Raw genomic sequence first — 13,259 nt, 5'->3', positions numbered from 1 at the left:
AATATAGAGTCGTTTATCAAGGCAATACAGTCTTGTTAAACGACTCTATATTTTTACTTATATGTTTCTACTGCAACTAGGTCGAAAGGTGCTCAGCCTAACCTTCCTCAAGCTAACGACCTCCACCTCCGACGGCAAGACGCCGTTCGGTGGAGAAATCGTTAGCCACCGGAAGGTTTTAACGGCTTCACACTCTATTTAATTCCACAACCTCTGCCAAAGATTACCGCGGTTGATGGTTTCGGTGCTTTGGAGAGGGACGGAAAGGGGCTTATTGTCGACAGTTCTGATATCGGAGCCGGTAACGGCAATGGTGCCAAGACGTTCGCCCTTCTTAACGGGGGCGTTTAACCGAGCTTTTCGGTTAGTTAAATGCTTATAGTATCGAGGCTGAATTGTGAACTGAGCGGTCTTTTGCATTTGCCAAACTGTAAATGAGTGTGGACCCACTGTTAGCATCCGTTTAGTACCGTTGGAAACTCGCTTTTGTGACTGCTTTTTGTTAAGCGTGAGGACTTGCTGGTGAGCATTTTGAATAAAGTATTGGTACAGCTGTTGAGTTTGGGTAAACCGTGCATCTTTATCCTTACCGTTAGCGTGAAGAACAACAGTAATTAAACGGTGCCCCTGATAAATTCCCGTACTTGCGAAACAAGCACCGGCTGCGTCAGAAGTTCCTGTCTTTAGACCGTCAATTTGAACATTATCCACTGTGTACTTACCACCGGGAAGCATCTTGTTGAGGTTCTCAACATCTTTCGTTTTTCCCTTAGCAATCATAAATTGAGCCTTTGGTTGGCTGGTAACCTTTAGGACGCTTGGATAATGTTTAACCAGGTAACGCGACATTAAGGCAACGTCTCGTGCGGTCATGGCATTTTCGGCATTATTCTTGATTCCTTTTTGCTTTAGCCCTTTTAGATCACCATTTTTTAGGCCAACGGGATTAACAATTGTGGCATCCGTGATCCCCATTTGCTTAGCTTTCTTTTGCATTTTCTGATTAAACTGCTTAATTGTGCTACCATCAGCTGTTGCCAAAGCTAATGCAGCCCCATCAGCGGACTTAATCAGGGTCGCATTAAAAAGTTCTCGAACCGTATATGATTGTCCTGCCTGTAATCCAATTGCTGAATAATTAGAATCATTGGAAACATCAGCGATCGGCTTCGTGATTTTAACCTTGGTGTTCCAAGATAATTGGTGGTGATTAATCTCATCTTCAATCACACTTACTGTCAATAACTTACTAACTGAAGCAATGGGGAGCTTTTCCTCACTGTTTTGTTGGTAAATGATTTGCCCCGTATCAGCATCAATCATAATTGCTGACCGAGCATCAATTGTTTGAGCTGCCGATACTGTTTGTGGCTTAACCATAAAACAGCAAAGTGCCAATAGTATTGTCGAAAGAAAAGCGATAATCTTTTTCATTTTTATTCTCCAATCAGCTGCTTTTAGCCAACTATTTCAACCTTTGTCCCCACTGGTAAATTTTCTTCCATCCATCTAGCATCTGCTACCGATAACCGAATACAACCATGTGAACCTGTTGACTTTCCTAACTTAGCAGCTTCCTTTTTATTATAGGATCCATCTGAATTTGTTGGCACACTGTGGAACAAGTATTCACCATGATTCAGCCATGAAGTGTAGTAATTTGCTCCTTCTTTCAAACGGGCATTATAAAAACTGTCGCCACGCTCCTGTTGAACATAAAAAGTACCAGTTGGTGTCATACTCTTCATTTTACCTGTTTTCGGATCCTTCTTATAAATACCACCGGTAGAATACATCGTATAAACGACATGTTTGCCGTCGTACAAGTAGGTCCTGTTTGCCTTTAGATCAACTTTGATCCAGAAATGTTTGAGCTTGCTTACATCAGGATACGCCTTGGTCTCTGAAGACTTCTGCCAATCAATTGGCGTCCGCATCTTACTATTTGAAGAAGTCTTTTGTTGTTGGGCAACTTTTTTCGTGACCGTTGCGGAAGATGTACTCTGATCAGCTTTAGTATTAAGGCTCGAGTGAAGCTCGATCATTGCAATAATTAGGCAGAATAGTGCGTAAATAACGTATCTACTTTTTTTCATTGATTTTAACTTACCCCTTCTAATTCGACTATCAATAAAATCATTTCTATTATATTATAGACTGTTAGATAATCAATTATATTTCAACGGAGAGTGAGTGGTAATTAGATGCGTCAAGAATTAAAAATATCTTATTTGACTGCAGTTTTCTTTTTCATTATTGCGGTAATCTGTGCTAACTTAATTTGATTGGAGGACAATCTATGCAAAACACTAACAATCTTTTCAACAAGTTATGGACATACACCGTTACCCACAAGTGGTCTAAAGATATTTTCAGGGGAAACATACTTTTTATTTTTCTTGTCTTGCTCTACGATCTTTTGCATTTTCAATTAGCAATTATTACGTGGGGAGTCTTTTTCAAGTTCTGGTTTCTCCTTAACATCTGTTACCTGTTTAAGCTCCTTCTCGAAAGGTTCTCGTAAATAACTAAAAAGCAACTATAAACTAATAAGTTAGAAATTAGTTTGTGGTTGCTTCTTTTGGTTTATTGGGAATGTTAGATACTAATGGTTTCTACTGCATCATAGCCAAGATCTGCTCGCCGCGACCGCCACCTCCGTCTAACTATCCCGTCCTTGATTGTCAAGCAATCATCGTCCGGGATTCCTTAGTACTCGGTGGCTAATTCGTCGCGGCTCGCACTCTCATCGATGAACTATGCATCGCCATTCGTTTGGTTGGGTAGAGTTGTTTGGCAAGGGCGGTGATGGCGGTGGGGGCTTCGCCGAATGCGGTGGCAATTAGTGCGGTTTTGCCGGGATAGGTAACACCATCCCCAATTGCATAAACACCTTCAATATTCGTTTGCATTGTCGAGTCGACTTTAATCAGGTTTCTCTCTGCCGCCAAATCTAATGACCATTGTTCAAGAGCCGCGTTATTTGATGTAAAGCCATAGTTAACAACAAGACGATCAACATTTAACTGCGTCATCTCATCACTTCGCATTTTCTTTAGGCTAAGCGTAACGGACTGATCATCTTCTACTTGAAGCTTCTTCGGTAGGAACGGCGTAACAAGATCCACGCTTGATTCTTTCAAGAGGGATACCGAATGTTCCATCCCCCGGAACTGATCACGACGGTGGATTAGTGACACTTTTTCGGCTACTGGCTCCAGCATCAATGCGATATCAATTGCTGAATTACCGCCACCTAAAACCGCAACACGTTTTCCGGCAAAGTCATTGCGGTGAGTAACAAAGTAATGAAGTTGTTGTCCTTCAATATCATCAGCACCCTCAAGTGCCAATTTTCGTGGCTTAAATGCACCGTTTCCTAACGCAATCACAATTGCCCGAGAATGAGATACACGTCCAGCGCTCCTAATCGTAAACGTCCCGTCGGCTTCTTTAACAACATCTTCAACCGTCTCGCCTGTAAATTGATCGATCGGTGCCACAGCAAGCTGTTTCTGCAAATGTTCAATTAAATCGTGGCCGGTAACCCCGGGAAGCCCCGCGACATCCCAAATTTGCTTTTCTGGATAGAGGGCATTAACCTGACCACCAAGCTGGGGTAAACTCTCAATTAGTTGAGCATTCAATTCATGTAAACCACAATAAAAGGCAGCAAACATCCCTGCTGGACCTCCACCAATAATTGTAATGTCATACATTTTTGCCATTTGCGCTAGCTCCTCTCTTTGCTTTTTCACTATTGTAATTGATTTTGATTAAAAATAAAATTGCAGTGTACTTATCGTTTAATTATTATTAACATAAAGCTACTCAAATGGAGGAATTAACATGGCCACTAAAAAGATGATCCTAGACCTCGATACTGGCGTTGACGATGCATTAGCCCTCGCCTATGCGATTGCAGCTCCCAATGTTGACCTCATTGGTGTTGTCGCTTCCTATGGCAATAACCTGCTTAACAAAACCGCCAAAAATTCTCTGCAACTGCTCGAATTATTAGGCCAAGAAGTCCCCGTCTTTAAGGGGATGGAACATTCAAGTACGACTAATCATTTTACCGTAATGCAAGTTAGCAAAGAAATTCACGGGAACAACGGAATTGGTGATATTAGTCTCCCTGAACCTACTCAAAAAGTGCAAACAACGGACGGAATCGACTTTATTATTGAGGCGGCCCACCAATACAACAAGGATCTGATCATCGTTCCTACTGGTCCGCTAACTAACCTTGCTGCTGCGTTGCATAAGGATCCGCAAATTAGTCATTTAATTGGTAACGTTACCCTAATGGGCGGTGCACTGACGGTTGAAGGGAACGTTAGCGACGTTGCCGAAGCAAACATTAATCAAGATGCTGAAGCTGCTAACGAAGTCTTTACCAGTGAACTACCAATTACAATGGTTGGCCTTGATGTAACACTGCGAACCCTCCTTACAAAGAAAGAAACACAGGTGTGGCGGGATCTCGGGACTAAATCTGGAACTGCATATGCCGATCTCACTGACTTCTACATTAATGCATACGCCAATCTGGGAATTGATCAACACGGGTGTGCACTTCACGATCCCCTTGCGGTTGGGGTAGCCATTGATCCTTCGTTTGTCACCACCCTTGCTCTTCCCATGAAGGTTGTAACAGAGAAGCATAACTATGCTCGGACAATTGGCGATAAAGCACGGCTTAATGAGCCTCAACCAAACGTTAAAGTTGCCATTAACGTTGATCAGAAACGGTTCGTTCCTACTTTTATGGAACATTTAACTAAGATTTTAGCTAATCACTAATTGGACTGTTCACTAAATGACTTTTGTTGTATGATTAAGTTGAAAATATTTATTATGTCTGGGGTGCCACTTGGCTGAGATTAGACCCATCGAACCTGTCTAGGTAATACTAGCGAAGGAAGCGCGTTTTTAATCAACCATTTAAGGGACCATGACATCCTTTGTCACGGTCCTTTTTCTTTCCCCAAGAAAGGAAATTCATTATGTTTCGTCAATTTCATTTAAAGGATATTATTCTCTTAGCAATTATCGGAATCGTCTTTGGGGTGATCTACCTTGCAACTGGCCTGCTTTATAACGGTCTAACGATCATTCTGACACCGTTTGGGTACGGCCCAATGGCTAACGATATTACACTAGGAATCTGGTGCATGGCTGGTCCCCTAGCCGCTTTTATGCTCCGTTTACCTGGTGCATCATTTCTCGGCGAATTTTTAAGTGCCATTGTGGAAATGCTCCTCGGTGATCAGTGGGGTGTAACAACGCTTCTTTCTGGACTGGTTCAAGGAATCGGGACTGAACTTGGCTTCACCTTAACCTTATATAAAATGTACAATTGGATTACTTTGCTTCTATCCGCAACCACAACCACAATTCTCACCTTCTCCTGGGATTGGTTCCGTAACGGGTATAGTCACTTTCCGCTTTCAATGCTGATTGTGATGCTGATCGTTCGTTGGCTCTCCATGTTCTTCTTCACCGGCATCCTGGTCAAATTAATCATTAACTTGTTAAACCGTAGTCATGTTCTCACGAGGTAGATAATGGAACAAATAATTATTCAGGACCTCACATTTGCATACCAAAAGGGACAGCCAATCCTTAATGATGTTTCACTTGAATTACCACTTCATAAGTCAATCTTATTAAGTGGCCCAATTGGGTGTGGTAAGACGACCTTGTTAAAGTTAATTGCGAGACTGCTGCCTAAATACGGTGGTGATTGCTCTGGAAAAGTCAACCTTCCCCAAGGGCAACGAATTGGGATGCTATTTCAAGATCCCACCATGCAGTTTACGATGGATACTCCCCGGCATGAATTGGAATTCACTCTCGGAAATCTTCAAGTTCCTCACAAAGAAATCAGCAATCAAGTAACCACCGCCCTGAATTTTGTTAACTTACAAGAGGTTGCCAACCAAAAGCTTACTACCCTCTCTGGTGGTCAGCTTCAACGAGTTGCTTTGGCCGTAACGATCGCAATGAAGGCAGATATCATCTTGTTGGATGAGCCTTTTTCTAATATTGATGAAGGAAACCGACAGTTTATCCTGCAAAAGTTAACTAAATTGCAGAAGAAAAACGGGACCACAATTATCATAAGCGATCACGATCTGCATAATTACCAAGACTTCAGTCAACTTGTCGTCCAATTTCATAATCAAAAAGCCGAGCTACTTTCACCACAAGACAGCCAGCAACTTTTAAAAAGCGCTAATCGTACCCACGCTAATAGAATAACTACCAGCGTTCCAGAAGCATCAGCCCAGCCGATTGTAGAACTCAAAGATTATTCTGTTATCCGTAATCGTAACACCCTTATAGGACCCACTGATTTAGACTTTATCCTTAATAAAGTTACGTTACTAACCGGTCCTAGCGGTGCAGGAAAGTCAACATTACTCAAATCTATCGCAAAGCTCACCCACTATTCGGGAAAAATAACATACGCTGGCAGAAATATTCAGAAAACATTTCCCGGGAAATACTATTCTCAAGTTGGCCTAGTATTTCAAGAAACTAACCAACAGTTCTTAAACGTTACCGTTGGTGAGGAACTATCTCTAAGTACCGAGAATGGGCAAAATCCCTTTTTTAAAGGAAAAACGCCACAAGCAATTTTATCAATGGTGGGATTACCGGATATTAGCAACAGGGTCGTTTACTCTTTAAGCGGTGGACAACGAAAGCTCATCCAAAACCTGGTGATGTTAATGATGGGACACAAACTTCTCTTGATGGATGAACCGTTTACGGGGCTAGATCACAAATCATTACAAAAATTACTTACCGTCATCAAACAAAGCCGGCAACAATTTCCCCAAACCTTGTTAATCGTAAGTCACCAATTAGACTACTTGAATGGTTTTATTGATTACCACCTTGTCCTTAACCATCATCAACTTTCGTATCAAGGAGGACTGCATGATGAATCCCAGCATTAAATTATTACTCCTCCTTCTAATTTCACTTGAGATCAGTTTTACAAACCGTCTCTTCGTTAACTTAATTCTGATTATCTGTCTTTTCATTGTTCTCATTTTCAATAAACTAACCTGGCACCAGTTCTGCTGGCTAATGCTAATCCCGTTAATTCCGGGAATTGCCGTCCTGATTACCATTGGTGGCTATGGTGCTGGACATGACTGGCTCACCGGTTGGAGCATGGTAAGTCGGTTCTACGTTTACGTTTTTGCTGGTGGTGTAATGACCTTTACTACCTCCCCATTAACTCTTGTCCGGTCATTAGAGCAAAATTGCCATTTGCCAAGTAAATTTGCCTATGGTACTCTCGCAGCCCTAAATATCCTACCGCAAATCAAGCGAAACGTTAGCACAATCAAAGTCGCGGGAAAAATGCGGGGGCTTGATCTTCATTGGTGGTCACCAACCCTCTACTTTAAAGCAATCCTCTCAGCGATTCGTTGGTCAGACCAACTAGCACAAGCAATGGAAACGCACGGCTTTCGTGAAGAAAGACCACGAACCTATGCTACCTTGATTCCGCTGCGCTGGGTTGACTGGGCGATCCTCATTATCAGCATGGTTGTTTTGCAAATTCTCCTAATTGCACTCCCGTAATAGATCATGCATAATTAAGAAAAACGAATTGGAGATTTTTTAATATGAATAATATCAGTTTATCGAAACGGATTATTGGGGCCCTTTCATACCTCAGTATTCTCTTCCTTCCGGTAATCTTCCCACTAATTGTTTGGATCGTCGCCGGACCAGAGAATCCATGGGTTAAGCGCCAAGCTAAGTTTGCTTTCTGGAGCCAGATTTTCCCACTAATCTACATTATCTTTGCCCTCCTGTTTATTAGCGTAGCAGCTTGGCATTCGATGGTTGTTAACCTTGGGGCATTCAGCGGGGTTCTTTTAACATTTGCCTTACTAATTGCACTGCTTCTCTATGTCTACAACATCGCAATGGCAGTAAAGGTCCTTCTTGGTCGAGAATAAGCAGTCATTATAAAGGAGTTGAGTAAGTAAATGGATACTATTTTTACAATTTTCCTATTACTGACTGCTGTTGTTGCCGCCAATATCATTCACCTGATTTACCCAAAGATCCCGCTATCAATCTATCAAATTGTTGCCGGAATTTTAATGGCATCGCTGCCAACGACCGCCACTGATTTTACGATGCACCCAGAATTATTCATGATGGTTGTTATTGCGCCACTAATGTTCAATGATGGGCAAAATCAATCGTTCAAGGTCCTATCAAAAAACGTTAAAAATATTTTGTCATTAAGTGTTGGCTTCGCGCTAGTTGCGGTAATTATTATCGGGGCAGCCTTACACCTTACCTTTCCAAGGACTTTCACCCTACCGCTCGCATTTATGCTTGCTGCAATCATTACACCAACCGATGCTGTTGCGGTAAAATCACTAACCACTAACGTTACTATGCCCGAAAATGTTAATACTACTCTGGAAGTCGAATCGCTTTTTAATGACGCATCAGGAATCGTCCTGTTAGACTTGGCGCTTGCTGCTTTTACTTCCGGTGCTTTTTCTCTTACTCACGGGATTTGGTACTTCTCCTACGTCTTTTTTGGCGGGATCATCTTTGGGGCAATTCTAGGAAACCTTTTAATTAGTCTCCGAATGAAATTAATGAGCCAACACGTCGACATTGGTTCAATCGTGATTCCGATTAACGTTATGACACCAGTTGTCATTTATTGGTTAGCCGAAGAATGTCACTTCTCCGGCATCTTAGCGGTAGTTTCTGCCGGTGTTGTCCATAGTATTCTCTATGACCGGTTACGATTATCCTCTGCTAAGGTTCAAATGGCAACAAAGATGATTTGGTCAATTGTTAGTGATGCCCTAAACGGAATTGTCTTCGTTCTTCTGGGATTATTAATTCCCCAAGTAATTGGTAGAACAACACCCACTAATCTCTTAAAGCTAATCGGTTTGGCTTGCGGCCTCTTCCTCGTGATGCTTATTCTTCGGTATGCATGGGCACGTTGGCGGATAGTCAACCTTCACTCCTCAAAGGAAAAAGTAAATCGTGATAGCTGGTTGCTTGCCCTTGGTGGTGTTCATGGAACTATCACACTTTCGTTAGCCTTTTCACTACCAATTTTAGTCAGTGGTAAATCGTTTGCCTTCCGTAACTCAATTATTCTCATTTCGGCATTAGTAATTCTCATTAGCATTATCGTTGGTGCAGTTGCCTTTCCGTTAATTCTTCCGCGAAAAGCAAATGATTATAGCAAGGCCGAATTTCATGATGCCTTAGTTAAGACGGTTCAGTATGCAATTACCGAGTTAAAATCGAACACCGAAGATCGAGCCGAAAGGGCAATTATTATGGACCAGTTAAGCAGTCAAATGACCCAATACCACCGCATAAATACGGATGTTTTTGAAAAGATCGCCCGTAAAGCCCACCAGTTAGAACTAGAAATTATTGAACAACTGGCTGAAGAAGAGAAAATTTCGGAACGGCAAGCAGAATGGTATTCACGGATCGTTGCCCGTTCAATTTATAACACTAGTAACCACACTTTCATGTCCTTCGTTTCAACCGTTATTCACCGGATTAAATGGCGGATTATTCGCCACCGAAACGTTAAAATTCAGGCGTTGCATCAACGGCACCTTGAGCAAAATCAGTTGCATCCAGACCAGTTCTTATCTTTTAGGAACGTTTTTAACCTTCTCAGTCATCGTGTTAACAAGTATCTTGATACAGTTCAGACTACACAAAACGTTAACGAAATTACGATGATTCGGCGAGCTTACCTTCAACGTGCCCACTTCTTCACTCGTGACACTAGCATTGATGCCGATCGGATGAATGCCCTTTTTGTCGAAGCGTTTCAACTTGAGCATTCCTACGTTCAACAAAGTCTTGTGGATGGGACATTATCGCAATCTCTTGCGAACGCCCTCAATGAACATATTTCAATTGATGAACTCGTGATGGTTCAATCAATGGAGTAATAGAGAACGAAAATAGGAATTACTACATACAAATTTTTCTTAAACAATTAAAAACGAGGCCTAAAGGTTGATTCTTTATCATACCTTTAAGTCTCGTTTTTATAAGGATAAAATTAACCCAATCACTGCTGGAATAAATTGAAATAGCCAGATCTTCTTTGTAGCAGTCAATGCACCATATAAGCCAACCACCGCAACGAAGAGTAATAATAAACGACCAACCATAATTGCTGTCATCCCCGTAAAAATAAACTGACTGACAATTAATAATAATCCAAGCATTCCGTTATAGATTCCCTGGTTTGCCATTGATACTCTCGCTGCCTTTTGCCGAAGAAATGACTCTTCCATATCAAATGCCTTGGCTTGCTTTCCCGGTTGAGCAAACATCTCCAACAACATAATTCCTAAGTGTTCAATTCCAATGAGGACTGTGACGATTTCAAAAGCGATTCCCAATTTTTGATTCTCTCCTACTTAATTTTATTAATTTCTACTATAACATGGCTGAGATTGTTTTGTCTTAGCTTTCCTTGAGCTAGCAATCTAGGCGACATGGTCAAAAAGCGTTCGTAGGGACTTCTAATGCGGCATTGTCCAGATCGGCTCACCCTAACCTTCCTCGAGTTCTAGGCAACCAAGTCAAAACGCGTTCGCAGGGAAGCCCCTATAGACAACAAACTCCCTCCCAGATGCTTTCAACATCCAGTCGGGAGAAATTGTTGTCTTACGGGCCTTCTTCACCTGCTCACACTCTATTTTACATACCTCCCCAAAAACCGTTCAAGATGTTGGCGGTAGGCGTGAGGAGAGTGGGCGAAGGAGGAGGCGTGACCGGCGCCAGGAACGACCCATAATTGTTTAGGACCACGGGTGGCTTGGTAGTTTGAATATACCATCTTCGTTGGCACAAAATGGTCATTGCTTCCATGAATGAAAAGCATCGGTCGGTGGTTATGGTGCAAACTTTCAACGGCGCTTGCTTCACCCGTAAAGAAACCATTCTTTGTCCGGTTAATTAGGCTTAACATTTTTATTAATGGCCAGCGAATTGGAGTAGGAATATTATACAGGTTTCCTGCTTCATAATTTAGTTCGTCATTTAAACTTGTATAGCCACAGTCTTCCACGTAGGCTTTTACCTGCTTAGGCATTGAAATCCCACTAGTCATCATTGATGTGGCACCACCCATACTGACACCGAAAATTACTACCTGACTATCTTTGCCATTATGCTTGATCAATTTTTCCGTCCACTTCCGGACATCGTACCGCTCAGGCCAGCCATAGCCAATATACTTACCCTGACTTTGACCATGTGCTCGAGCGTCAGGCATTAGCACATTATACCCGAGCTGGTGAAACAACGTAGCATATTCACCCATCTGTTCCTTCGTTCCCATAAACCCATGAAGGATCACCACATTTTTAGTTGTTGATTGACTTGCCGGAATATAATCAGCCACTAGCTTGTAATTCTTAGTAGCTGATGTCATTGTCCACTTCTGTTTTTGGGCATGTTTAAACCAAATTTTTTGTGAATATAATGGGTCACTCTTTTCAATCCGCTGGTTTCCCTTTACAAATGACTTATGACCGGGAACCATTCCTACATGAAAGAAATATGAACCTGCACCAAATAGTACCACAGTGATCAATAATATTACCGTGACTATAATTCTGCGAAACCATTTTTTTTGCTTTTTCTCTTGTTTCTTCAAATTGATTAACCCCATGTTGTATATTGATAATATTCTTGATTTTATCACAGAACAGATTTTATTTCACATTTTTCCACGAATCGTTGTTTCCAATGTTAAAATAAAGGTTAGTATTAAAGGGAGTGACTTGATGTTTCCAGAAAGATTACGTGCCTTGCGCAAAGGACAGAGAATCACATTAAAAGAATTAGCAGAACACCTGAACGAAAACCTGGGGCCTAACGAAAAACCAAATACTGCTTCTCAAATTGGTAACTGGGAACGGGGAATCCGTACCCCTTCCTACATTGAAGCGCGGAAACTAGCGGAATTTTTTGACGTTAGTTTGGATTATCTCACCGGGAAAACAGACCGGGACGACTTTGATCTCGCAAAGCTATTAATTTCCGCCCGTAACCTAACCTTCAACCAGACAAACATTAGTAGTGATGATCGTTACGAAATCTTTCAGCTAATTGATGGTTACTTAAAAGGCCGTAATAATCGTCTCGATACTGACAAATTTTACGGTAAACAAGAGCAACTTAATTTGAAGCTAAAATAAGGAGCAGCCATGAATCCAAAGCAACTCAAAAAGCTTAAAAAGCGGGTTAAACGTGCTCACAAGATTATTCAGCAACCTGCATATATTAAGCAACTAACCCAATATCGTGATCTCTTCGATCCTTTTCCTGAGGTTAAATTTTTAATCAATAACATCCTAGAAAGCGATCGACTATTGAAAAATGGCCTGTTACCGCAACCGTTACCACAACTTCTCCTTCCTAACGATATTCAGGATCAAGTTTTTGAATACGTCAACCAACACTACCCGAAAGGCGATCCACAAGGCGATGAGTTATGGAATAAATATTCAACGGCACTCCCAAAGCTTGATAAGGCCTTACGAAACTTCCGGGATTACTTAGAAGATACTTACGGGATGTGGTCATACGTCAACGCTCCTTTCGCTAAGGCATTATCGGAATACTTAAATGGTAAACCAGTTCTTGAAGTCATGGCTGGAAACGGCTATATCTCTAAAGGGTTACGAAATAATAACTCCACTCAAAAAATCTACACAACCGATAGTCAAGCCTGGGTTAAAGAAAACGAAACTGGCAAGCATCCCGTTACCCCAATCGAAAAGCTGGATGCAATTGAAGCAATCAAAAAATACGGTGATCAGGTTGATTACGTAATTATGTCCTGGGCACCAGATAAGCAAGAAACGGACTGGGAAGTTCTTCAGTTACTGCGAGCAGACTATCCAAATGTTAAGTTCCTAGTAATTGGCGAAAAAAATGGTGCTACTGACTCAAAGGTGTTCTGGAAAAATGCTAATTTAAGCCAGGATGAAGAGCTCCAAAAGGTTAACCGTCAGCTCCACTCATTTGATTTAATTGATGAACAAATTTATCTTGTAAAGTAATCTAAAAGGACCGCAAACTAATTTATTGCGAGTCTTTTTTATTGTGCCCTAGTAATTTGGTTCATCTTTCGTTACAATATTGCAAGTTTGGAAATTATTAAAGAAAGGAAAACTGAACGACGCTTTGTCTGTCAG

The 13,259-nt window shown here is 41.5% G+C and carries 13 protein-coding genes and 1 riboswitch; of the genes, 8 read left to right on the top strand and 5 right to left on the bottom strand.

The window, feature by feature from the left end; translation table 11 throughout:
• Positions 1-198: 198 nt before the first annotated feature.
• The 3 genes from LKJ51_RS00295 to LKJ51_RS00285 form a co-directional block, all read right to left on the bottom strand.
• Positions 199-1,434, bottom strand: coding sequence for a D-alanyl-D-alanine carboxypeptidase family protein (locus LKJ51_RS00295; RefSeq protein WP_291978468.1), 1,236 nt, complete (start codon positions 1,432-1,434; stop codon positions 199-201).
• Between the two features lie 23 nt (positions 1,435-1,457).
• Positions 1,458-2,096, bottom strand: a complete 639-nt coding sequence (locus LKJ51_RS00290) for a L,D-transpeptidase (RefSeq protein ID WP_291978467.1) — start codon at positions 2,094-2,096, stop codon at positions 1,458-1,460.
• Between the two features lie 627 nt (positions 2,097-2,723).
• Positions 2,724-3,728, bottom strand: coding sequence for an NAD(P)/FAD-dependent oxidoreductase (locus tag LKJ51_RS00285; protein WP_291978466.1), 1,005 nt, complete (start codon positions 3,726-3,728; stop codon positions 2,724-2,726).
• Positions 3,729-3,849: 121 nt separating this feature from the next.
• Between LKJ51_RS00285 and LKJ51_RS00280 the strand changes: the two genes are divergently transcribed.
• The 6 genes from LKJ51_RS00280 to LKJ51_RS00255 all read left to right on the top strand — a co-directional run bounded on the left by LKJ51_RS00280 (position 3,850) and on the right by LKJ51_RS00255 (position 9,992).
• Entirely contained in the window at positions 3,850-4,806 is a 957-nt protein-coding gene (locus LKJ51_RS00280) for a nucleoside hydrolase (protein WP_291978465.1), read from the top strand.
• Between the two features lie 49 nt (positions 4,807-4,855).
• A riboswitch (TPP riboswitch) is annotated at positions 4,856-4,945 on the top strand.
• Positions 4,946-5,009: 64 nt separating this feature from the next.
• Positions 5,010-5,567: an ECF transporter S component gene (locus LKJ51_RS00275; protein ID WP_291978464.1), complete on the top strand. Its 558-nt coding sequence runs from the start codon at positions 5,010-5,012 to the stop codon at positions 5,565-5,567.
• 3 nt (positions 5,568-5,570) lie between these two features.
• Complete coding sequence (locus LKJ51_RS00270) at positions 5,571-6,971, top strand: ABC transporter ATP-binding protein (protein WP_291978463.1); 1,401 nt, start codon at positions 5,571-5,573, stop codon at positions 6,969-6,971.
• Entirely contained in the window at positions 6,955-7,608 is a 654-nt protein-coding gene (locus LKJ51_RS00265; protein WP_291978474.1) for an energy-coupling factor transporter transmembrane component T family protein, read from the top strand. The genes LKJ51_RS00270 and LKJ51_RS00265 overlap by 17 nt, the downstream gene beginning before the upstream one ends.
• Positions 7,609-7,652: 44 nt before the next feature.
• Positions 7,653-7,991, top strand: coding sequence for a DUF4870 domain-containing protein (locus LKJ51_RS00260; RefSeq protein WP_291978462.1), 339 nt, complete (start codon positions 7,653-7,655; stop codon positions 7,989-7,991).
• A gap of 30 nt (positions 7,992-8,021) precedes the next feature.
• Positions 8,022-9,992, top strand: a complete 1,971-nt coding sequence (locus tag LKJ51_RS00255) for a cation:proton antiporter (RefSeq protein WP_291978461.1) — start codon at positions 8,022-8,024, stop codon at positions 9,990-9,992.
• A gap of 99 nt (positions 9,993-10,091) precedes the next feature.
• Here LKJ51_RS00255 and LKJ51_RS00250 read toward each other — a convergent pair whose 3' ends face one another.
• Both LKJ51_RS00250 and LKJ51_RS00245 read right to left on the bottom strand, forming a co-directional pair.
• Positions 10,092-10,451 (bottom strand): DUF1304 domain-containing protein, encoded by a 360-nt coding sequence (locus LKJ51_RS00250; protein WP_434737658.1) that lies wholly within the window; start codon positions 10,449-10,451, stop codon positions 10,092-10,094.
• Between the two features lie 296 nt (positions 10,452-10,747).
• Positions 10,748-11,728 carry an alpha/beta hydrolase gene (locus LKJ51_RS00245; protein ID WP_291978460.1) on the bottom strand — a complete coding sequence of 327 codons (981 nt, stop codon included), beginning with the start codon at positions 11,726-11,728 and terminating at the stop codon, positions 10,748-10,750.
• Between the two features lie 115 nt (positions 11,729-11,843).
• On the opposite strand from LKJ51_RS00245, the gene LKJ51_RS00240 reads away from it, so the two are divergent.
• Together LKJ51_RS00240 and LKJ51_RS00235 are read left to right on the top strand one after the other, a co-directional pair.
• Positions 11,844-12,257, top strand: coding sequence for a helix-turn-helix domain-containing protein (locus LKJ51_RS00240; protein ID WP_291978458.1), 414 nt, complete (start codon positions 11,844-11,846; stop codon positions 12,255-12,257).
• Between the two features lie 9 nt (positions 12,258-12,266).
• Entirely contained in the window at positions 12,267-13,124 is an 858-nt protein-coding gene (locus LKJ51_RS00235; RefSeq protein ID WP_291978457.1) for an SAM-dependent methyltransferase, read from the top strand.
• Positions 13,125-13,259 lie beyond the last annotated feature (135 nt).

The sequence above is a fragment of the Limosilactobacillus sp. genome (assembly GCF_022651205.1).
GTDB lineage: Bacteria > Bacillota > Bacilli > Lactobacillales > Lactobacillaceae > Limosilactobacillus.
This window is presented reverse-complemented; position numbering and strand designations above follow the sequence as displayed.